Origin of the sequence: Aromatoleum tolulyticum (assembly GCF_900156155.1) — a bacterium.
In the GTDB taxonomy this organism is placed as follows: Bacteria; Pseudomonadota; Gammaproteobacteria; order Burkholderiales; family Rhodocyclaceae; genus Aromatoleum; species Aromatoleum tolulyticum.
Genome location: NZ_FTMD01000022.1, coordinates 37,347 through 59,574 on the forward strand (window position 1 = coordinate 37,347; position 22,228 = coordinate 59,574).

At 68.4% G+C, this 22,228-nt stretch carries 20 protein-coding genes; all 20 read left to right on the plus strand.

The features are described from left to right. Window positions 1-11 precede the first annotated feature (11 nt). The 20 genes from BW991_RS22005 to BW991_RS22100 all read left to right on the plus strand — a co-directional run bounded on the left by BW991_RS22005 (window position 12) and on the right by BW991_RS22100 (window position 22,100). Window positions 12-755 (plus strand): SDR family NAD(P)-dependent oxidoreductase, encoded by a 744-nt coding sequence (locus BW991_RS22005; protein WP_084205198.1) that lies wholly within the window; start codon window positions 12-14, stop codon window positions 753-755. Continuing rightward, window positions 752-1,558, plus strand: coding sequence for a tyrosine-protein phosphatase (locus BW991_RS22010; RefSeq protein ID WP_076604262.1), 807 nt, complete (start codon window positions 752-754; stop codon window positions 1,556-1,558). The genes BW991_RS22005 and BW991_RS22010 overlap by 4 nt, the downstream gene beginning before the upstream one ends. An 81-nt stretch (window positions 1,559-1,639) precedes the next feature. Beyond that, window positions 1,640-2,575, plus strand: coding sequence for an amidohydrolase family protein (locus BW991_RS22015; RefSeq protein WP_076604263.1), 936 nt, complete (start codon window positions 1,640-1,642; stop codon window positions 2,573-2,575). Between the two features lie 56 nt (window positions 2,576-2,631). Then, window positions 2,632-3,408, plus strand: a complete 777-nt coding sequence (locus BW991_RS22020) for an SDR family NAD(P)-dependent oxidoreductase (protein ID WP_076604264.1) — start codon at window positions 2,632-2,634, stop codon at window positions 3,406-3,408. 60 nt (window positions 3,409-3,468) lie between these two features. Then, entirely contained in the window at window positions 3,469-4,023 is a 555-nt protein-coding gene (locus tag BW991_RS22025) for a nuclear transport factor 2 family protein (RefSeq protein WP_076604265.1), read from the plus strand. A 268-nt stretch (window positions 4,024-4,291) separates the two neighbouring features. Then, window positions 4,292-5,956 carry a class I adenylate-forming enzyme family protein gene (locus BW991_RS22030; RefSeq protein ID WP_076604266.1) on the plus strand — a complete coding sequence of 555 codons (1,665 nt, stop codon included), beginning with the start codon at window positions 4,292-4,294 and terminating at the stop codon, window positions 5,954-5,956. A 57-nt stretch (window positions 5,957-6,013) separates the two neighbouring features. After that, the gene (locus BW991_RS22035; RefSeq protein ID WP_076604267.1) at window positions 6,014-7,057 is read left to right on the plus strand and encodes an LLM class flavin-dependent oxidoreductase; all 1,044 of its coding nucleotides are present in this window, start codon (window positions 6,014-6,016) and stop codon (window positions 7,055-7,057) included. Next, a complete protein-coding gene (locus tag BW991_RS22040) occupies window positions 7,054-8,130 on the plus strand; it encodes an LLM class flavin-dependent oxidoreductase (RefSeq protein ID WP_084205199.1) in 1,077 nt (358 codons plus the stop codon). The genes BW991_RS22035 and BW991_RS22040 overlap by 4 nt, the downstream gene beginning before the upstream one ends. Window positions 8,131-8,133: 3 nt before the next feature. Continuing rightward, window positions 8,134-9,300, plus strand: coding sequence for an acyl-CoA dehydrogenase family protein (locus BW991_RS22045; protein WP_076604269.1), 1,167 nt, complete (start codon window positions 8,134-8,136; stop codon window positions 9,298-9,300). Next, window positions 9,300-10,415, plus strand: coding sequence for an acyl-CoA dehydrogenase family protein (locus BW991_RS22050; RefSeq protein WP_076604270.1), 1,116 nt, complete (start codon window positions 9,300-9,302; stop codon window positions 10,413-10,415). The genes BW991_RS22045 and BW991_RS22050 overlap by 1 nt, the downstream gene beginning before the upstream one ends. Window positions 10,416-10,442: 27 nt before the next feature. Further along, the gene (gene cofD / locus BW991_RS22055; RefSeq protein WP_076604271.1) at window positions 10,443-11,414 is read left to right on the plus strand and encodes a 2-phospho-L-lactate transferase; all 972 of its coding nucleotides are present in this window, start codon (window positions 10,443-10,445) and stop codon (window positions 11,412-11,414) included. Further along, complete coding sequence (gene cofC / locus BW991_RS22060; RefSeq protein WP_076604272.1) at window positions 11,402-12,151, plus strand: 2-phospho-L-lactate guanylyltransferase; 750 nt, start codon at window positions 11,402-11,404, stop codon at window positions 12,149-12,151. The genes cofD and cofC overlap by 13 nt, the downstream gene beginning before the upstream one ends. Then, window positions 12,138-14,597, plus strand: coding sequence for a 5-amino-6-(D-ribitylamino)uracil--L-tyrosine 4-hydroxyphenyl transferase CofH (cofH, locus tag BW991_RS22065; RefSeq protein ID WP_076604273.1), 2,460 nt, complete (start codon window positions 12,138-12,140; stop codon window positions 14,595-14,597). Before cofC ends, cofH begins: the two co-directional genes overlap by 14 nt. Window positions 14,598-14,664: 67 nt before the next feature. Beyond that, the gene (gene npdG / locus BW991_RS22070; protein WP_076604274.1) at window positions 14,665-15,351 is read left to right on the plus strand and encodes an NADPH-dependent F420 reductase; all 687 of its coding nucleotides are present in this window, start codon (window positions 14,665-14,667) and stop codon (window positions 15,349-15,351) included. Window positions 15,352-15,354: 3 nt separating this feature from the next. Then, a complete protein-coding gene (cofE, locus tag BW991_RS22075) occupies window positions 15,355-16,122 on the plus strand; it encodes a coenzyme F420-0:L-glutamate ligase (protein ID WP_076604275.1) in 768 nt (255 codons plus the stop codon). 122 nt (window positions 16,123-16,244) lie between these two features. Then, complete coding sequence (locus BW991_RS22080; protein WP_076604276.1) at window positions 16,245-17,174, plus strand: LLM class flavin-dependent oxidoreductase; 930 nt, start codon at window positions 16,245-16,247, stop codon at window positions 17,172-17,174. 22 nt (window positions 17,175-17,196) lie between these two features. After that, a complete protein-coding gene (locus BW991_RS22085) occupies window positions 17,197-18,192 on the plus strand; it encodes an LLM class flavin-dependent oxidoreductase (RefSeq protein WP_076604277.1) in 996 nt (331 codons plus the stop codon). Window positions 18,193-18,226: 34 nt separating this feature from the next. Continuing rightward, entirely contained in the window at window positions 18,227-19,432 is a 1,206-nt protein-coding gene (locus BW991_RS22090; protein ID WP_076604278.1) for an acetyl-CoA C-acetyltransferase, read from the plus strand. A gap of 28 nt (window positions 19,433-19,460) precedes the next feature. Further along, window positions 19,461-21,617, plus strand: a complete 2,157-nt coding sequence (locus tag BW991_RS22095; RefSeq protein WP_084205201.1) for a 3-hydroxyacyl-CoA dehydrogenase NAD-binding domain-containing protein — start codon at window positions 19,461-19,463, stop codon at window positions 21,615-21,617. An 18-nt stretch (window positions 21,618-21,635) separates the two neighbouring features. Further along, the gene (locus BW991_RS22100; RefSeq protein ID WP_076604279.1) at window positions 21,636-22,100 is read left to right on the plus strand and encodes a CBS domain-containing protein; all 465 of its coding nucleotides are present in this window, start codon (window positions 21,636-21,638) and stop codon (window positions 22,098-22,100) included. Window positions 22,101-22,228: the final 128 nt, after the last annotated feature.

Here is a 22,228-nt window from a genome sequence, read left to right on the forward strand (position 1 = left end):
GAGAGCTGAACGTGGAAAAAGTGCTGGAAAAACGCGTCGCGCTGGTGACGGGGGCAGCGTCGGGCATCGGCCAGGCGATTGCGCATGCCTTTCTCGACGCCGGAGCCGAGGTGCTGGCGGTCGACCGGAGTGCCTTCTCGGCGGAGGATGCGCGACGGCCCGGTCTGGTGACGATGCAGGCCGACCTCACCGCGCCGGGTGCCGTCGAACAGATCCTGAAAACGGCCGGGGAGCGCTGGGGGCGTCTCGACGTGCTGGTGAATAACGCCGGCGTCGCCCCGTATGCGCTGCTGGAAGAAACCAGCGACGCGCTGTGGGACCAGACGGTGCTGATCAACCTCACCCTCGTGTTCCGCCTGAGCCGCGGCGCGCTGCCGCTGCTCAAGTCGAGCAAGGCGGGGCGCATCATCAACATCGGCTCGGTGATGTCGTCCTTCGGTTCGGCCGGGTTGTCGGCCTACGCGACGACGAAGCACGGCGTGGCCGGCCTGACCAAGTGCCTCGCCAGCGAACTGGGACAGTACGGCATTACCGCGAACCTCATCCAGCCGGGTGCGGTGGTGACCGGGATCACCCGCGACGCCTTCGCCCAGGATGACGCCTTCCGCACCTTCTGGGAAGCCAAGGCGGCGCTGGGGCGCCTCGGCCAGCCGGACGACATCGCGCCGGTGGCGGTGTTCCTGGCCTCGGATGGCGCCGGTTTCGTCAGCGGTCAGGGCTTCATCGTCGACGGCGGGGCGGTACAGAAGCCGTGAGTGCCGACAAGGGGGGCAATGTCGCGCAAGGGCGCGTCGGACTCGACGGCGCGCCCAATTTTCGCGACCTCGGGGGCTATCGCAACGGGGAGGGCCGGGTCGTGCGGCACGGCCTGGTGTACCGCTCCGAGTCGCTGACCTGGCTCACCGACCGCGATCTCGACATCCTGCGCGAGCTGGCGATCGGGCTGGTGATCGACGTGCGCAGCGCGCACGAAAAGCACTCCCAGCCCAGCCGCTGGCCGGCGGGCGGGCGGCCGGAGCTGCTGTCCTGCGACATCGACGCGGACCTGCGCGCCGGCAACCAGCCGCTGATCTCCATCCTGCGCGCGCGACCGGACCCGGAGGGCGCGCGCGAGATGCTGCGGACGACCTATGCCGTGATGCCGGTCGCGTTTGCCGGGCACCTTGCGGGCCTGTTCGCGCGGCTCGCCGAAGCGGACTGCCCGCCGGCAGTGTTGCACTGCACGGTGGGCAAGGACCGCACCGGCTTCATCGCGGCGATGCTGCTGTTCGCGCTCGGCGTGCCGCGCGAGGCGGTATATGACGACTACCTGCGCACCGCGCGCGTGGTGCGCAATCCCCGCCTCGAGGAGACGCTCGGCGACATCGTGCGCAGCCAGGTGGGCCGCGAACCCGATGCCGCGATGATGGATGCGCTCTTCGGCGTCGAGGCGGAATACCTCGACGCTGCGCTGCAGTGCATCGAGAAGGAATACGGTTCGGTCGACCGCTACCTCGCGGTGGCGGGCGGCCTGGACGGCAGCACGCGCGCCGGCCTGCAGGCGAGGCTGCTGGCATGAGACGCGATACGACCGGCAGGGGATCGCCGGCCCCGCAACACTGAACGACGAGGACCGCCCGGTGGTGGCCCGGTGAGCGACATGAGCAATCTCAACGACTATCCGACGATCGACATCATGAACCACCTGCGCGAGATCCGTAGCGATCTCGCGGCCGTGCCGTTCGAGTACCGCGAATTCCAGATCATGCTGCGCACGACCTTCAAGTCGCTCGCCGACGAGTCGGGGCGGCGCAAGGAGGTGAAGGAGGCGAAGGAGGGCGAAACGGGCGACACGCTGGCCGGGCACGATTCGGTCGCGGCCTGCCTCGCCAGCATGGACGAGTATGGCTACGAGCAGGTGTCGGTGTGCGCGACCAAGATGTGGTCGTACTACTACCACCGCGACTTCATCCTCAACAGCCCGGTCGAACCGATCGGCGAGGCGATCCGCGAATCGGGCGGCCGCATCATGGGCGCGGCAAGCTACGACCCGTTCCGCATCACCAAGAGCTTGCGCGAAATCGAGCATGTCGTGCGGGAATACGGCTTCAACTACGTGTGGTTCCACCCGCTGTCCTACGGCTTGGCGCCCAACGACCGCCGTTTCTACCCGCTCTACGCCAAGTGCGTCGAACTGGACATCGCGGTGGGCTTCCAGGTCGGACATTCGGCCGAGGTGTTGCCGTCCGACTGCGGCCGCCCGATGCTCGCCGACGATGTCGCGATCGAGTTTCCCGAACTGCGCATCAACCTGTCGCACACCGGCTGGCCATGGGTGGACGAGTGGTGCTCGATGCTGTGGCGCCACCCCAACGTGTATGGCGACATCTCGGGCTATTTCCCGAAGGGGCTGGACGACCGCCTCGTGAAGTTCATGGATTCGGGCCGCGGCCGCGACAAGGTGATGTTCGGCACCAACGGCCTCGGGCTGCGCCGCTGCAAGGAGGAGTTTTTGCAGCTCGACATCGGCGAATCGACCAAACGCAAGGTGCTCTACGACAACGCCCGCCGCTTTCTGGCGCTGGACCGCGGCTGAGCCGGGCGCCGGGCAGCAGGGGCTTCATCACAACACATACGGGGAAGGGAGGCAGCATGGGGCGTATCGAGGGTAAGACCGCCATCGTCACGGGCGGCGCACGCGGCATGGGCGAGGCGACGGTGCGGCGCTTCGTCGCGGAAGGGGGACGTGTGGTCATCGCCGACGTGCTCGATGCGGAAGGGCGTGCGCTGGCCGACGAACTGGGCGCGGCGACGCAATTCGTGCATCTGGACGTCTCCGACGCGGACGCCTGGAAGGCGTGCGTGGCACAGGCGGTCGAGCGTTTCGGTGGTGTGGACGTGCTGGTGAACAATGCCGGTATCTGTCTCGTCGGCACGATCGTCGACCTCGATCCGGCCACCTTCCAGAAGGTGCTGGCCGTCAACCTCACGGGCGCCTTTCTCGGCATGCAGGCGGTCGCCCCGCAGATGCTCGCGCGCGGCAAGGGTTCGATCATCAACATCTCTTCGACCGAGGGGCTGCACGGCACCAACGGCATGGCCGCCTACGGTTCCAGCAAGTGGGGCTTGCGCGGCCTCACCAAGGTGGCCGCAATGGAGTTCGGGCCGCGTGGGGTGCGCGTCAACTCCATCCACCCCGGCGCGGTCGATACGCCGATGGCCGGCACCGACGTGGTGCCGGCGGAGGTGTGGGAGCGCGTGTTCCGGCGTCAGCCGATCCAGCGCATCGGCCGGCCGGAAGAGGTCGCCAATGTCAGCCTGTTCCTCGCCAGTGACGAATCGACCTATCTGTGCGGGGCCGAGATCGCCGTCGATGGCGGCATGACGGCCGGCGGTTTCCTGGAGCTTGCGCCCGGCGCACCGGCCTGAGGCGCGGGCATCCACCTGCATCCGGGCCGCGGTCCGGCCCGTCAACGAACGGGGGAAACGATGGGCGCAAAAACACCCACCGCTGCGGAGGTGGCGGCGCGCTGCGCGATCACCGAGGTGGTTCACCGCTACTGCCGGGGCATGGACCGCATGGACAGGGAACTGACCCTGTCGTGCTGGCATCCCGGCGGCACCGACGACCATGGCCCGTTGTACGCCGGTTCGGCGGAGGGCTTCGTCGAATGGTTGTGGCCGGTGCATGCCGACATGGTCGTCACCCGCCATGCCGTCAGCAATATCATGATCGAACTCGACGGCGACAGGGCGGGCGTCGAGACCTACTGGAACCTCGTGCTGCAGGTGCCGCGGGGCGATGGCGTGTATGACATCCTTGCCGGCGGGCGCTATCTCGACCGCTTCGAGTGCATCGACGACGCGTGGGCTATCCGCCACCGCCAGTCGGTTCTCGACTGGAACCGCGTCGAGCGGGTGGAGCACACCCTGGCCGATTTTGCCGATCCGCCCCTCATCCGGCCCGCACGGCCCGGCATTCCGCTCACCGCGGGCACGCGCGATCTTGCCGACCCCTCGTACCGCGTGCTTTGCGGCGCCTGAGCGCGCAGCGCCGCGGCGTCCCGCGGGGAAATAAAAACAGACGTGATTGAAATTTGTTGTGCGGCTGTTTACAACGGTAAACCGTGTGATATGATCGCCACAACAACAAACAGACACGTCGGTTTGTAATGGCGGGTCGCGGGGACAGGAGACCCCCCGGAACGGATGCAGCGTCCTGCCGATGGCAGGGATGTCCGTGACCGGGAACGCAGCGGTCTGTCCGGACGTGTGACCCGTTTGTGACCATTAACGGAAGCTTTCCACGGACATGACTCGACACCAGTTTCCCCGCTTTTCCGAGACCTACGGCAAGACCTGGCGCGACGCCGGGCTGTGGACCGATTACACCCTGCATCAGGGGCTGGACGATACGGTCGCGCGCTGTCCCGACCGCACCGCGCTGATCACGACGTCGCGCAGCTACACCTTTGCCGAGTTCAAGGCCGAATCGGATGCGCTCGCCGCGGGCCTGCTGGGGATCGGCATCGGACCGGGCGATATTGTCGCGGTGCAGCTGCCGAACTGGGTGGAGTTCTGCTTCCTGCAGATCGCGCTGTCGCGCATCGGCGCGGTGATCCAGCCGACACACACGGTGTTCCGCGAGCGCGAAATCACCAACCTGTTCCAGTTCTGCGGCACCGATGCGGTGATCGTGGCCGATTCCTTCAAGGATTTCGGCTATGCCGACATGATCCGCTCGGTGCGCCCGCAACTGCCGGGGCTACGCCACTTCATCGTCGCGCGCGGCGAGCCGAAGGGCGCGGACGAATGCGGTCTTACGGCGCTGATCGAGGAGGGGCGCGGCAACCTGCAGCGCCTCGAGGGCATCGCACCGCGCGCCGACGACGTGTTCTATCTCAACTTCACGTCCGGCACCGAGGGCAACCCCAAGGGCTTCCTGCACACCCACAACACCATCATGTCGCTGATCCGGCAACTGACCGGGTACATGGCGGGCGACACGGTGATGCTGGCGTGTTCGCCGATGACGCACAGCTTCGGCCATTTCACGACCTACTACTGCGTGTTCGGCGGTTTCCCGATGGTGGTGCTCGACCGTTACAGCCCGGGCGAGCTGCTGGGGATGATCGACAGGGCGCGCGTGACGATGCTGTCGGGAACGCCGGCTCACCTGTACGGCATCCTGCGCCACCCGGATTTCACGAAGTACGACACCTCGTGCATCAAGTCGGTGGCAGTAGGCGGCGCGCGCAGCTCGCCCGAGCTGATCGCCGAGCTGCAGCGCACCTGGGGCGTCAAGTCGGCCAACACCTATGGCATGGGCGAGACGATCGTGCATACGCGCACCTCGCCCGACGATCCCGACGAGAAGGTGCGCGACTCGGTCGGCCGTCCGGTGTTCGGCGCGCAACTCAAGATCGTGGACCAGAAGGACCGCTCGCGCCGCATGGGGGCGGGGGAGGTCGGCGAGATCTGCTTCCGCGGCCCGACGCTGTTCGTCGGCTATCACAACCAGGCGCAGAAGACCGCCGAGACGCGCGACGACGAGGGCTGGTTCTACACCGGCGACCTCGGCTTCGTCGATGCCGACGGCTACCTGTGTTTTGCCGGGCGGGCGAAAGAGGTCATCAACCGCGGCGGCTCGAAGGTCTATCCGAAGGAAATCGAGGACCTGCTGTGCCAGCACCCGGACGTGCTCGATTCGGCGGTGGTCGGCATGCCCGACGAGCGCCTCGGCGAGCGGGTGTGCGCCTATGTCGTCACGCGCGACAACCGCGACATTCCGCTGGCCGAGGTGGAAGCGTTCTTCGGTCAGCACAAGGCGATGAAGTACATGTACCCGGAGGTGCTCGTCAGGCTCGACGCGATGCCGATGACGCCCACCGGCAAGATCCAGAAGGTGGCACTGCAGCAGGACGCCGCTAACCGCGCGAAAGCCGCGGAGGCGGAAGCGGTGCGGGCGGGGCGGTGAACGCCCCGGGCCGTTGTTTCCCGACAGTCGAACAGCATTGAGGAGGATGTGGAATCCATGGATATCGTGATCGGACCGTACGGGATGCAAAGTCCCCATTCGTACCGGCGTTCGCACGCCGACATGTACGATGATCTGGTGGTGCATGCACGGCGCGCCGAAGAGCTCGGCTATGACGGGTTCGCGCTGACGGAGCACTCGTTCTGGTACGACGGCTACTGCCCGTCGCTGCTGACCGCGTTCGCGCCGGTCGCGCTTGCCACCAGCCGCATCAAGCTCGTCACCGGTGCGCTGCTGGTGCCGCAGCACGATCCGCTCAAGGTTGCCGAGCAGGCGGCGGTGCTCGACCGCCTTTCCAACGGCCGTCTGGTGCTGGGCCTCGGGGCCGGCTACCGGCCGGAGGAATTCCACGGCCACGGCGTCGAAATCGGGCGCATCGGCGCACGCTTCATCGAGGCCTTCGAGGTGGTGCGCCGCGCGCTGACCGAGGAGACCTTCTCCTTCAGCGGCGAGTACTACAATTACAAGGACGTCTCGCTCAAGACGCGCCCCGTCCAGCGCGAGGTGCCGATGTGGGTGTGCGGCGGCTTCGCCGACTGGTCGGTGAAGGCGGCGGCGAAGCGCGGTTGGCCGTACTGCACCACCGGCGATGCCGAATGCGGCATGACGGTGTTCGACCGCTATGCCGATTTCGCACGCGAGTTCGGTCGCGACCCGGCCAGCCTGAAGCGGGCCAAGTTCGTCGACGTCTACCTCGCGGCGAGCGACGAAGAAGCTGCCGTGACGATCGAGCAGGACTACTGGCCGGCGATGCGCGACCAGTTCATCGGCTTCGGCTTCTTCCGCATGTTCAATCCCGACGGGTCGCAGGTCACCGAGCCGCCGCCGGGGATGAAGGAGCAGTTCATCACCAACCCGAACCGTCCGCGCGGCGGTCCGGCGCGGGTGCGCGAGATGTTCCGGCCGGTCCTCGACTACGGCGTCGACATGCTGTTGGCGCGCCTGAGCTGGGCGAATTTCCGTAGCGACCGGATGCTGGAGTCGATGGAGTTGTTTGCGAAGGAAGTGATGCCGACGCTGCGTGAGGGAGGGCGGAAATGAGACTGGGTCTGTTGTATTCGCTGGGGCCGGACTGCTCCTATCACGACGCGCTGGCGCAGGTCGCCGAAGCCGACCGTCTGGGCTTCGATTCGGCACTGTTCGAGGAACATCACGGCGCCCTCGGTGCGCCGGAAGTCGCTCCTCTCGCCGCGGCAGCCGCCGCCGCCACCCGCTCGATCCGTGTCGGGCCGGCCAACCGCCAGCTCGCGCTGGATTTCCCGGTGAATAGCGCTGAGGACTATGCGCTGGTCGACATCGTGTCGCGCGGGCGCCTGATCATGGGCGTGTCGGCCGGCGAACGCGCCGGCGAGTTTGCCGCCGCGGGCGTGCCGTGGGAGCAGCGCGAGGCGCGCTTCCGCGAGGCCGTCGATCTCGTGCGTACCGTGTGGTCGCAAAGCAACGTGCAGTATGTCGGCGAGCATTACGTGTTCCCGTTGCACGCGAAGGGCGAGCGCGGCTGGCGTCGCGAGCCCGGCGACAGGAAGTTCGTCGACCAGTGGCGGCGCGGGCAGACCGAGGCGGAATACCTGCCGGTGCTGCCGCGCCCGATGCAGCTGCCGCATCCGCCGCTGTGGGTCAATGCCACGTCGCGCGCGGTGATCGAGTGGGCCGCGTCGCGCGGCTACAGCCTGCTGGTGTCGTCGCTGGAGACCGAGGACGAGGTCAGGACCAAGGTCGGCTGGTACGACGCGGCGCTGGCGAAGGCCGGCCGCGACCGCTGCGAGGTCGAGGTGGCCCTGGCGCGCGAGCTCTTCCTGGCCACCGACGGCAAGGTCGCACGTGAAAAGGCGCTGCCGGGCCTGCGTGCGCGCATCGACGCGGTGCGCGCCGAGGGCCGCGAGGATCAGAAGGATCTCGCCGTCATCCGCGGCGTGGGCGACGAGGCACTACTGGCGGGCTGCGCGCTGTACGGCAGCCACGACGAGGTGCTGGGCCGGCTGCTGCGCCTGAAGGGCGATGTCGGCATCAACCATCTGCTGTGCCGCATGTACCTGCCGGGACGCGAGCATCTGGACGTGATCGAGAGCATCCGCGTCACGGCGTCGCAACTCCATACCCGACTCGTCGCCTGAGCCATGGATCTCAAGTTCTCTGCCGCCGAGGAAGCCTACCGGCTGCGCTGCCGCGAATGGATCGCCGCCAACGCCCATCACGCGGCCGCGGTGGCGAAGGCGGCCGATCCGGTGCAGGCCGCGCGCGACTGGCAACGGCGCCTGTGGGAAGCCGGCTACGTCGGTCTGGCGTGGCCGAAGGCCTACGGCGGGCAGGACGCGACGCTGACGCAACAGGTGATCGTGTCGGAAGAGATGGCCCGCGCGAAACTACCGCCGCTCATCAACACCATCGGCCTGTCGATCCTCGGCCCGACGCTGGTGCTGCACGGCACCGAGGCGCAGCGCCGCCGCTTCCTGCCGAGGATCCTGTCCGGCGAGGAGCTGTGGTGCCAGGGTTTCAGCGAGCCCGGCGCGGGCAGCGATCTCGCCTCGTTGACGACGCGTGCGGTGCTGGAAGGCGACGACTTCGTCGTTACCGGGCAGAAGTTGTGGACCAGCCTCGGACCGATCGCGGACTGGTGCTTCCTGCTGGTGCGGACCGATCCGTCGGCGCCGAAGCGCGAAGGCATCAGTTATCTGCTCTGCCGCATGGATACGCCGGGCATCAGCGTGCGCCCGCTGCGCAACGCCGGCGGCGGCGTGCATTTCTCCGAGGTGTTCTTCGACTCGGTGCGCATTCCGCGCGAGCACCTCGTCGGCGAGCTGCACGGCGGCTGGAAGATCGCCCGCAGCACGCTCGATCATGAGCGCAGCGGCCTGTCCGGCGTGATCTCGCTGGAAGGCAGCCTCGAACGGCTGTGGCGGCAGGCAGCCGCGGGCGGCGAAATCGCCGACGCCGTGGCGCGGCAGCAGGCGGCGCAGTACTGGATCGAACTCGAAGGCCTGCGCTACCTCGGCTTCCGCGCGCTGAGCGACCAGCTCGCCGGGCGCCAGCCGGGTGCCTCGGCCTCGGTGGGCAAGCTATTCGCGGCGAAGCTGCGGCAAAAGATCGCCCGGGCGGCGCTCGATAACGCCGGTCCCTACGCCTGTCTGACCAAGAAATCGCCGCATGTCGTCGGCAAAGGGCGGCTCGTGGCCGGCTACTTCGATTCGCTCGGCTACAGCATCGGCGGCGGCACCAGCGAAATCATGCACAACGTCATCGCCGAGCGCGTGCTCGGCCTGCCGCGTTCGTCCGGGGAGGCGTGATGGATTTCGAACTTGGCGAAGAGCTGGTCGCGCTGCGCGACATCGCCCGCGACCTGCTCGCCCAGCGCTGGAAGGCGGAGTCCGCCCGCCGCGCGCTCGACGCACCGCCATCGCGGATGCCGGGCGAGCTGTGGGCCGAGCTGGCGGAGATGGGCTGGTTCGGTGCCGGCTGCAGCGAGGCGGGCGGTGGCAGCGGTCTGGGCGTGATCGCCGCGGCGCTGCTGGCGGAAGAGGCCGGGCGTGCGCTGCTGCCGGGAGCGATGACGTCGACGCTGGCCGGCGCGGTCGCGCTCGACCGCAACGGCGGCGCAGCGCTGAAGGCCGAACTGCTGCCGCAGATCATTGCCGGCAGCTTGCCTGTGACCCTCGCGGTGGAAGAGCCGAACGGCACTTGGGGGCCGGATAGCGTCGAGGTGGCGGCACAGGCGGGCGCCGGCGGCCTGAAGCTGTCGGGCAGGAAGATTTTCGTTGCCGACGGCAGCAGCGCGGGTCTGTTTCTCGTCGCCGCGCGGGTCGGCGACGACGTTCGGCTGCTGCCGGTCGAGGCCGGTGCAGGCGGCGTGGAAGTGGTGCCGATGCAACGGATCGACGCACAAGACATCGTCGAACTGCGGCTCGACGGCGTGCAGGTCGGCGTGGAGCGCATGTTGCCCGACGCCGGTGCGGCGCACGACGCCTACGCGGTATGGACGGTGCTCGTCGCGGCGGACCTGCTCGGCAGCGCCGGGGCCGCACTGGCGATGACGACCGCCTATGCGAAGGAGCGCGTGCAGTTCGGCCGCCCGATAGGAAGTTTCCAGGCTGTCAGCCACCGCCTCGCCGATGTGCAGGTGAACGTCGAGATCGGTCGCAGCCTGCTGTATGCCGCCTGCCTCGCGCTCGACGAGCGGCGCGGCGATGCCGGCGCGCTGGTGGCCGCAGCCAAGGCCTTCATCGGCGAGACCGCGGTCGATGCGGCCGAGGCGGCGGTGCAACTCCACGGCGGCATCGGCTACACGTGGGAGCTGGACGTGCATCTGCACCTGCGGCGCGCGCGGGCAAACGCCGTCACCGCCGGCGACGCGGGCTGGCATCGCGAAACGGTGGCGCGCCACATGGCGCACTGCTACGCGTAACGGGCATTACGGACGGGGAGTGAGGCGATGAAACGGGAAATCCTGGCACTTTCGGGCGGGGTGGGCGGCGCGAAGCTCGCGCTGGGCCTCGCCGACGAGCTTCGCCCCGGCGAGCTGACCATCGTCGCCAACACCGGGGACGACTTCGAACACCTCGGCCTGAACGTTTCCCCCGATCTCGATACCGTCATGTACACATTGGCCGGGATCGGCAATGCCGAGCAGGGCTGGGGCCTGGCCGGGGAAAGCTGGTCGGCCATGGACGCGCTCGGGCGTTACGGGGCCGAAACCTGGTTCCGCCTCGGTGACCGCGACATCGCCACTCATCTGGTGCGCAGCCAGCTGCTGCGTGCGGGGGAGTCGCTGTCGCAGGTCACCCGCCGGCTGTGCGGGGCACTGGGCGTGGCGCACACCTTGCTGCCGATGAGCGACGATCCGGTGCGCACGATGGTGCAGACCGACGCGGGCGAGTTACCGTTCCAGGACTACTTCGTGCGGCGCCGGTGCGAGCCGCGCGTCGGCGGCTTCCGCTTCGACGGCATCGATTCGGCGCGCCCGCATCCGCAGCTTCTCGAAAGACTGCGCTCGCCCGCGCTCGGTGCGACCGTGATCTGCCCGTCCAATCCCTTCGTCAGCGTCGCCCCGATGCTGCGGCTGCCCGGCGTGGAGGCCGCGCTGCGCGCCAGTGCCGCCCCGGTGATCGCCGTGTCGCCGATCATCGCCGGTGCGGCGGCGAAGGGGCCGGCGGCGAAGATGTTGCAGGAGCTGAACCTGCCGCAGACCGCCGAAGCGGTTGCCGACTACTACGGCGACCTCATCGACGGCTTCGTCATCGACGACGCCGATGTCGCGCTGGCGCCGGCCATCCGCGAACGCGGCATCAAGGTGCTGGTGGTGCCGACGCTGATGCGCAACCGTCAGGACAAGGTCGGCCTGGCGCGCCGGGTGCTGGCGTTCGCGCGCGCGCTGCGCGAGGAGGAGGCGACATGCACGCCCTGATTCCGGTGAAGCAGTTTTCGCGCGCCAAGCAGCGCCTCGCCCGCATCCTGTCCCCGCGCGAGCGCGAGGAACTGGTCAAGGCGATGCTCGCCGACGTGCTCGCGGTGCTCGCGCGCCACCCCTGTCTCGCTGGGACCGTGGTGGTGGCCGGCGATCCGGGCGCGCGGCCCCTCGTCGATCGTTTTCAGGCCGACTGGCTGCCCGAATCGGCGCTCGGCGCGCGCGGGCTGAACGGCACAGTGCAGGCCGCCGTCGCCACGCTCGCCCGCGACGGCATCGACGACGTGCTGGTGCTGCATGCCGACATTCCGCTGCTGTCGGCGGCGGAAGTTTCCCGCCTCGCGATGGCCCATGAGCCACAGTCGCGGCCGGCGGTGACGATCGCACCCGACCGTCACCGCGAAGGCACCAACTGCATGATCTGCTCGCCGGCGCGCGAATTCACCTTCGCATACGGCCGCAACAGCTTCGTCCATCACGTCCGACACGCGGCGACCCTGGAGGCGAACCTGCGCGTGGTCGAACTGCCGGGCATCGCCTTCGACGTCGACTGGCCGCAGGATCTCGCCGAACTCGTCGCCCGCACGGGTGCCGAGCCGGCCACGCACGTCCAGACCTATCTCGAACACATAAGAATCGCGCGGCGCCTGCACGCTCTCCCGGCCTGTCCGGGAGAAGGCTGCCGGCGCAGGCGTGCCCCCCGACCCCATGGAGACCAGGAAAATGTCACGCACTGAGATGCCCTTTCTCGCCCAGCGGCGCCTGCCCACGCGGGCCGAAGCCCTCGCGCTCGCGACCCAGACCGATACCGGACGCCTGATGGCCGAGGCGCGCAAGGTGCGCGACCGCGGATTCCGCAACCTCGTCACGTGGTCGCGCAAGGTGTTCATCCCGCTGACGCAGCTGTGCCGCGACGTGTGCCACTACTGCGCCTTCGCGGGTACGCCGAAGAGCGTCGGGCAGGCCTATCTCCCGGTCGAATCGGTGCTCGCGACGGTGCGCGAGGCGGCCGCACTGGGCTGCAAGGAGGCGCTCTTCACGCTCGGCGAGAAGCCCGAACTGCGCTGGCAGGAGGCGCGCGACGCGCTGGCGCGGCTCGGCTTCGCGTCGACCATCGACTATCTCGCGCATGTCGCCGGCCGCGTCCTCGAGGAAACCGGCGTGCTGCCGCACATCAATGCGGGCAACCTGACGCAGGCCGATATCGAGGCGCTGCGTCCGGTATCGGCGTCGATGGGGTTGATGCTCGAATCCTCCGCCGCGGCGCTGGGCGAGCGGGGCAAGCCGCACTTCGGTTCGCCCGACAAGGCGCCGGACCGCCGGCTCGAAACCATCCGCCTCGCGGGCGAGGCGCGCGTGCCCTTCACCTCGGGGCTGCTGATCGGCATCGGCGAATCCCGCGCCGACCGGATCGAATCCCTGCTCGCGCTGCGCGACCTGCACACGCAATATGGCCATCTGCAGGAAGTCATCATCCAGAATTTCCGCGCCAAGCCCGGCACGAAGATGGCCGATGCGCCCGAGCCGGATCTCGACGACATGCTGTGGACCCTCGCCGTCGCGCGCCTCGTCCTCGGCCCCGACATGAGCATCCAGGCGCCGCCCAATCTGAGCCCGGGCGAGCTGCCGCAGCTGGTCGCGGCCGGGATCAACGACTGGGGCGGCGTGTCGCCGCTGACGCCGGATTTCGTCAACCCCGAGGCGCCGTGGCCGCATGTGGAACAGTTGCGGCGCCAGACCGCCGCCGCGGGCAAGTACCTGCACGAGCGCCTCACGGTGTATCCGTCGTATGTCGTCGATGGCGCCACGTGGCTGGCGCCGACGGTGCACAAGGTCGTGCTGCGGATGGTCGACGCCGAGGGCTATCCGCGCCTCGACGACTGGCTGCCGGGCAAGGGCGGTGCGCTGCCCGCCGAGGCCGCGGCCGCGCCGCAGGCCCGCGTCGCCGAAGGCGACGTGGCGCCCGAGGTGATGGACATCGTCGCGCGCGCCAGTGCCGGCGCCGCTCTCGACGAGGCCGAGATCGTGCGCCTGTTCCAGGCGCGCGGCCCGGAGTTCGCCTACGTCTGCCAGGCGGCCGACCAGCTGCGCCGCCACCGCTGCGGCGAGGCGGTCAGCTACGTCGTCAATCGCAACATCAGCTACACCAACATCTGTTACTTCAACTGCCAGTTCTGCGCCTTTTCCAAGGGCAAGCACAGCGACGAACTCGCCGGTACCCCCTACGACCTCGAGCACGACGAAGTGGCGCGGCGCGTGCGCGAGGCGTGGGAGCGCGGCGGCACCGAGGTGTGTCTGCAGGGCGGAATCCACCCCGCATACACGGGGCAGAAGTACCTCGACCTGCTCGCGACGATCCGCGCCGTGGCCCCGGACATCCACGTCCATGCCTTCTCGCCGCTGGAAGTGTCGCAGGGCGCGCGCACGCTCGGTGTGCCGGTGGAGACCTTCCTGCGCCGGCTGCGCGATGCCGGGCTCAACACCCTGCCCGGTACCGCGGCCGAAATTCTCGACGACGAGGTGCGGGCGGTGATCTGCCCCGACAAGCTGCGCACCGACGAGTGGTTGGAAGTGGTCGGCAGCGCCCACCGTGTCGGGCTCAGGACGACCTCGACGATCATGTTCGGCCATATCGACCGCATCGTGCACTGGGCGCGCCACCTCGTCCGCCTGCGCGAACTGCAGCGCCAGACGGGCGGCTTTACCGAGTTCGTGCCGCTGCCCTTCGTCGGCGAACAGGCGCCCATGTACCTGAAGGGGCGCGCACGCAAGGGGCCGACCTTCCGCGAGGCGGTGCTGATGCACAGCGTCGCCCGCCTCGTGCTCAACGGCCTCATCGACAACATCCAGACCTCGTGGGTGAAGATGGGCGATGCCGGCGCGCTCGTTGCGTTGGCGGCCGGCGCCAACGACCTCGGCGGCACCCTGATGAACGAGATGATCACCCGTGCCGCGGGGGCGCAACACGGTCAGGAAAAGCCGCCGGCGGAGATGGAGCGCCTCATCCGCAGCGCCGGTCGCGAACCGCGCCAGCGCAGCACGCAGTACGGCGGCGTGCCCGAGGAGCGCCGGTTGGCCTCGTTCGCGGCGGCACCGCTGGCGCAGATCGTCAATTCCCCGCCACGCAAGGTCGTGCGCCCGGTGCTGGTGCGTGACGCCGAGCGGGCCGACGCCGGCGCATGACGCGGCCGGCCCGTCGCAACCAACCCCATAACCCGCGCGCGGCGCGGGACATTCCAGGAGAACCTGCATGACCGACAAGCTCCCCACCATCGCGATCATCGGCGGCACCGGCGACCTCGGCACCGGCCTCGCGCGGCGCTGGGCGCAGGCCGGCTACAACGTCATCATCGGCTCGCGCACGGCCGACAAGGCCGCCGAGGCGGTCACGGCCCTGCGCGCCGTGATGGCCGAACGCGGCTGCAAGTCCGTCAGCGTACAGGCTGCCGACAACGTGTCGGCCGCACGCGAGGCCGACATCGTGGCGCTGACGGTGCCGTTCGCCCACCACCGTGCGACGCTCGAATCGATCCGCGACGGTCTCTCCGGCAAGATCCTCATCGACGTCACCGTGCCGCTGCTTCCGCCGAAAGTCGCACGCGTGCAACTGCCGCCGGAAGGTTCGGCCGGCCAGATCGCGCAGAACCTGCTCGGCGAGTCGGTACGCGTGGTCAGCGCCTTCCAGAACGTCGCCGCCGAACATCTCAAGGACGGACACAGTTTCGACTGCGACGTGCTGGTGTGCGGCGACAGCAAGGAGGCGCGCGAGGCCGTCATCGCCCTCGTCGAGGCGGCCGGCCTGCGCGGCTTCCACGCCGGCAGCATCGCCAACGCGGCGGCGGTCGAGGCGCTGACCTCGGCGCTGATCTTCATCAACAAGCAGTACCAGTGCCATGCCGGCATCCGCCTCACCGGCGTCGCCGCACCGGGAGCGTAGATCATGACGGCACGCGTGGAGCTGACGGGACTGCCCGGTTTTCCGCTGGTCGAACCCGGCGACGATCTGGTGCCGATGATTCTCGATTCGCTTGCACGCGCGCAGATCGTACCCGCCGACGGCGATCTGCTGGTGCTGGCGCAGAAGGTGGTGTCGAAAGCGGAAAACCGCTACGCCTACCTCGACGACATCGTGCCGTCGGCCGAGGCACAGGCCCTCGCGGAGAAGGCGGACAAGGACCCGCGCATCGTCGAACTGATGCTGCAGGAATCGGTCGAGGTCATGCGGCACCGGCGCGGGGCGGTCATCGTGCGTCACCGCCGCGGTTATGTCCATGCCAACGCCGGGATCGACCAGTCCAACATCCGCAGCGATCCGCAGCACCAGCGCGTGCTGCTGCTGCCGGTCGATCCCGACCGCAGCGCGGCGCAGCTGCGCGAACGCCTGCGCGAGGCCACCGGTGCCGAGCTGTGCATCATCATCAACGACTCCGCCGGCCGGCCGTGGCGCGACGGCACCGCAGGCTTCGCGATCGGGACGGCCGGTTTCGAGCCCGTGGTCGACATGATCGGCGAGTCCGACCTTTTCGGAAGGGCGCTGCAGATCACCAAGGTCGCGGTTGCCGACGAACTCGCCGCGGCCGCCTCGTTCGTGATGGGGCAGGCGGCCGAGGCGATCCCGGTCGTCCATGTGCGCGGCGCGCGGCTGCGTCCCTCGACGGGCGGTTCGGCCTCGCTGATCCGGCCGCGTGCCGAAGACCTGTTCGCGTGAGAGTGCGCTTCCTGTCGCGACGGACTTTACAGCCCGGATGTTTGTGTTAATCTTCTAAAAAAAACGACCGTGTCGGTTTGTATTATCGCGGTCGGCAGTCAAATCACCAAATTGGAGGTCGTATGAAGGTAGGCTTGAGCTGGGATCTGGGCGGTGATGAGCCGGCCGCGACGCAGTGGCACCGGGTCATCGGCGAGATCGAGCGCGGCGATGCGCTGGGTTTTGACAGCGCGTGGGTTGCGGAGGGCAAGACCGGCCAGGCCGGATGCGCCCAGCCCGCCGTGTTCATGACCTTTGCCGCGCGCCGCACGAAAAACATCCACTGCCGCGCCTTGGCGCGAAGCGTGGTCGGCGAGTTTCCGGTGCGTCTCGCCGAGGAGATCACGCTGCTCGACCTGTTCTCGCACGGCCGCGGCGGTGTCGCCTACGCGCCGGCCAGCGGGCAGAAGATCGATCCGCTGATGGTGCACGAAACCATCGAATTCATTCGCGGCGCATGGGCCACCAACGAGGTGCGCTACCGCGGCAAATACGTGCGCTTTCCGTCGCACACGCCTGACGACGCGCCGGCCGGCCTGAGCTACCCGGCGTGGACCGGCGAATACCTGCCGCAGTGGGAGTGGGGCGCCGCACGCTCGACCGCCGACTTTCTCGCGCTGACGCCCAAGCCCGTCAGCACGCACCTGCCCGTGTATGTCGCGATCGACGACGACGCAACCCTCGAGTGGGCGGCGCGCAACGGCGTCTCGCCCTATGCGGGCGTCAACCTGACGACGACCGAGGCGATCGAGCGCCTCGCGCGTTACCGGGCCATCGCCGACGGCTGCGGGCGGCACAGTTATGAGGTCGAAGCCGTCCTCGAGCGCAACGTCGCGATCGACGGTGCCACCGATGCATACACCTTCGGCGGCTCCACCCACGACATCGCCTGCGCCATCCGCGCCGCCGCGGCCGCGACCCGCATCGGCCACTTCGTGTGGCGTTACCGCGATGCCGCCCCGAACGACCTCGAGCGTTTCGCGAACGAGGTCCAGACCAAACTGCAGGCCTGAACAAGATCGCAAGGAAAACGACATGGAATTCTGGACTTCATTCGCCGGCCAGTTCGTGCTGCGCGGCTTCCCCGGTGCCGTACCGCAAAACTACGACACGCTCGTCGCCACAGCCGTCGAGGCCGAGCGCCTCGGTTTCGACGGTGTCGTCGCATCCGAACACCACTTCGAATACAACCGCTTCCTGCCTTTCCCGCTGCAGGCGCTCGGTGCCGCGGCCGCGGCGACGTCGAAGATCCGTCTCATCACCGGCGCGATGCTGCTGCCGCTGTACGACCCGATCCGTGCCGCCGAGGCCGCCGCGACGGTCGACATCCTGTCGGGCGGGCGGGTCACGCTCGGTCTGGGCATGGGCTACCGTCCGATGGAATTCGACGGCATCGGTACTGCCAAGAATACCCGCGGGGCACGCCTGTCCGAGCAGATGGAAATCATCCGCCTCGCCACGAGCCAGGAACGTTTCAGCTTCCAGGGCAAGCACTACGAGTACAAGGACCAGCAGCTGTCGCCGACGCCCCTGCAGCGCCCCATCGACATGTGGTTCTGCGGCGGCACCTCGCGCGTCGGCGCGCAGCGCGCGGCGGCGGGCGGGTTCGACTACTGGCTGGCCAACTCCGACTACGACCGCACGAAGGAAATCGTCGACCTCTACCTCGGCCTCGCGCGCGAGGCGGGCCGTCCCGCTGACAACCTGCGCTATGCGCTGTTCCGCGACGTCTTCGTCGGCGACACGCTGGCCGAGGCCCGCGACGCGCGCGACTGGTTCCTCGAGGTGTATTACAACGAGCACATCCGCTGCTATGGCTACCTCATGGACGACAAGGGCGAGCCGCTGTTCAACCCGCCGTTCGACCATCCCGCCTATCTCGCCTTCGTCAACAGCCTGCTGTGCGGCACGCCCGATATGGTCGTCACGGAGCTGAAGCGCTTCGAGGAACTCGGCGTGCACTCGATCACCGTCCCGCCGGTCCAGCTCGAATTGTTCTCGAAGAAGGTCCTGCCCGAATTCCGCAAGTAAGCGGCGGGCGACACCACAACACGAAGGAAGCGGAATGACCAGTGCATTCATCTACGACCACGTGCGCACGCCCCGCGGCAAGGGCCGCCCGGACGGCGCGCTGCACGAAATCACGCCGACGCGGCTGGCTGCGCAAACCCTCGCCGCCCTGCGCGACCGCAGCCGGCTCGACACCGCGCTGGTCGGGGACGTGATCCTCGGCTGCGTCACGCCGGTCGGCGACCAGGGGGCCAACCTGCCGCGCATGGCGGCGCTCGTCGCCGGTTACGATCAGGGCGTGCCCGGGCAGCAGATCAACCGCTTTTGCGGCTCCGGCCTCGAGGCGGTCAATGCCGCGGCGGCGCAGGTCATTGCGGGGCAGGCGGAGGTAATGGTCGCCGGCGGCGTCGAGTCGATGTCGCGCGTGCAGATGTTCTCCGACGGCGGCGCGTGCTACACCGATCCCGATGTCACGTGGAACACCCACTACGTGCCGCAGGGCATCGGCGCGGACCTGATCGCGACGATGGACGGCTACACGCGCGACATGCTCGACGCCTACGCGGTGGAAAGCCAGCGCCGCGCCGCCCACGCCTGGGAGCAGGGCTGGTTCGACCGCTCCGTGGTGCCGGTGCGCGACGTCATCGGCGACGTCATCTGCGCCCGCGACGAACACGTCAGGCCGGGCTGCTCGATGGCCGACCTCGCGAAGCTCAAGCCCGCCTTCGTCGCCACCGGCGACGCCGGATACGACGCGGTGATGATCAGCCGCTATCCGCGCATCGAAACCATCAACCACGTGCATACCGGCGGCAACTCCAGCGGCATCGTCGACGGCGCCGCGGCGATGCTCGTCGGCAGTGCCGGGTTCGGCCGCGACAGCGGACTGCGGCCGCGCGCACGGGTGCGCGGCTGGATGTCGGCCGGCAGCGAACCGTCGATCATGCTGACCGGCCCCGGTCCGCTCGCGCACCGCCTGCTCGCGCGCTGCGGCATGACGCCCAAGGACATCGACCTGTGGGAGATCAACGAAGCCTTCGCTGCCGTCGCGATGCGTTTCATGCGCGACATGGATGTCGGACCGGAGTGCGTGAACGTCAATGGCGGCGCCATCGCGATGGGCCATCCGCTCGGCGCGACCGGCACGATGCTGGTCGGCACCGTGCTCGACGAACTCGAGCGGCGCAACCTCAACACGGCGCTGATCACCCTGTGCGCGGCTGCGGGGATGGCCACCGCCACCATCATCGAGCGCGTCTGAGGCGCCCTGTCACATTCCGGGAAGAACGATGAATACACTGAAACTGGAAGTCGACGCGGACGGCATCGCGCTGGTCACCATCGACCTGCCGGGCCGCCCGATGAACGTGCTGGCGACCGAACTGATTGCCGACCTCGGCCTGATGCTCGACGAAGTCGTCGCCCGCGTCGATGTACGCGGCGTGGTCATCTGCTCCGGCAAGAGCAACGGCTTCATCGCGGGCGGCGACCTCAAGGAACTGGTCGAGGCGCATGACCGCGGCTGGACGCCGCAGCGCGGCGTCGAGTGCGTGTGGGAGTTGTCCTCACTGTTCCGCCGCCTCGAAACCTGCGGCAAGCCGGTTGCCGCGGCGATGAACGGACTGGCGCTCGGCGGCGGGCTGGAACTCGCGCTCGCCTGCCATTACCGCGTGCTCGCCGACGATCCGAAGGCGGTCGTCGGCCTGCCCGAAGTCACCATCGGTCTGCTGCCCGGCGCCGGCGGCACGCAACGCCTGTCGCGCCTGATCGGCATCGAAAAAGCGCTGCCGCTCATCCTCGGCGGCGATCACGTCAAACCCGCCGTCGCGGCGAAGCTGGGCATCGTGCATGCGCTGGCGCCGCTCGCCGACGTCGTCGCAACGGCCCGCCGCTGGCTGCTCGAATCGCCCGATCCCGTGCAGCCGTGGGACAAGAAGGGCTTCCGTGTGCCGGGAGGGGCGGGCTGTCTCGCTCCGCAGGCGAGCCAGAGCTTCATGCTCGGCACCGCCGGCGTGCGTGGTCGCTACCTCGACAACTACCCCGCGCCGAAGGCGATCCTCTCGGCGGTGTTCGAAGGCACCCAACTGCCCATCGACCGCGGCCTCGCCGTCGAGGCGAAATACTTCGGCCGCCTGCTCGTCGACCCCGTCGCGCGCAACATCATGCGCACCACCTTCATCAACCGCACCGCGGCGAACAAGCTCGTGCGTCGTCCGGCGGCGGTGCCGAAATCGGCCGTGCGCCGCCTCGGCATCCTCGGCGCCGGCACCATGGGCGGCGGGATCGCGTATTGTGCCGCCTCCGCGGGGATCGACGTGGTCCTGCTCGATGCGACGCAGGAAAACGCCGACCGCGGCAAGGACTACTCGCGTCGCATCCTCGCGAAGGACCTCGAACGCGGCCGCACCACCGCCGACAAGATGGATGCGCTGCTCGCACGCATTCATCCGGTGACGCGCTACGAAGCGCTCGACGGCTGCGACCTCGTCATCGAGGCGGTGTTCGAGGACCGCGCGATCAAGGCCGGCGTCACGGCGAAGGCGGAGGCCGTGATCGCCCCCGACGCGATTTTCGCCAGCAACACCTCGACCCTGATGATCGGCACGCTGGCCGAAAAGTCCTCGCGCCCGGCCAACTTCATCGGCATGCATTTCTTTTCGCCGGTCGACAAGATGCCGCTGGTCGAGGTCATCGTCGGCAAACAGACCAGCGACACCGCGCTCGCCCGCGCGCTCGATCTCGTCGGCCAGCTGCGCAAGACACCCATCGTCGTCAACGACGGTCCGGCCTTCTACACGACGCGCGTCTTCTGCACCTACGTCGACGAGGGCCTGCAGATGCTTGCCGACGGCGTCGAGCCGGCGCTGATCGAAAATGCCGCGCGTAACGCCGGCATGCCGATCGGGCCGCTCGCGGTGCTCGACGAAACGACGCAGGAGCTGCGCTGGAAGGTCATCCTGCAGGCACAGGCCGACGGTCTTCCCGTCCAATTCACCCATCCCGCCGGGCGCGAGGTGCTGCGTGCGCTCGTCGAGGATCACAAGCGGCTGGGCCGGCGCCAGGGCGGCGGGCTGTACGAGTATCCCGCCGGCGCGAAGAAGCACCTGTGGCCGGGCATCGCCGCCGCCTTCCCCGCAGGCGCGGACCAGCCTGACGTCGAGGACCTGAAGAAGCGCCTGCTCTATGTTCAGGCGCTCGAGGCCGCCCGCTGCTACGAACAGGGCATCGTCACCGAGGCGGCGGACGCCGACCTCGGCTCGGTGCTCGGGGTCGGTTATCCGACCTGGACCGGGGGCACGCTGTCATTCATCGACACCGTCGGCATCCGGCCCTTTGTCGACGAATGCAGGCGTCTCGCGGCCCGCTGGGGTGCCCGTTTCGAGCCCTCGCCGTGGCTGGTGGCGCGGGCTGAACGCGGCGAGCGCTTTTATCCGCTGCCCGCATAAACCGCTACGGGGGAAACCATGCTGCTACGCGACATACTCCAGATCAAGGGCAACAGAACGGGCGGTGCGCAAATCCACAGCGTTCCCCCGGATACCATCCTGCAGGACGCCCTCAGGCTCATGACGCAGCACGATGTCGGATCGCTGGTCGTGCTGCAGGGCGACCGGCTGCATGGCCTGATGACGCTGCGCGAGGTGCTCGTGGCGTTGAGCGCGCGGGGTGCGGTCGCGCTCGGCCAGCCGGTCGGCGAGATCATGAACGACAACCTCATCGTCGGCGGTCCCGACGATTCGATCGACTGCGTGCGGCGGGTGATGACCGAAAACCACATCAGCCATCTGCCTGTGATCGGGGACGAGCACCTGCTGGGCGTGATCTCGCTGCAGGATGTCGCCAAGGCCGCCTACAGCGAATGCAGTTTCGAGAACCGGCTGCTCAAGCGCTACATCAATGACTGGCCGGAGCCCGAAACGGAGAACTGACCGGCAGGGGAGGGCCGGGACCGGTTGACAGCGGCCCCGGTCCGCTCCAAAATAAAACAAACGAGTATGTTTTAAAAAGCTGGGCCGGACCGGAGGAGACTGGAAAGGTCAGGCGTTTTTTTGTGAGG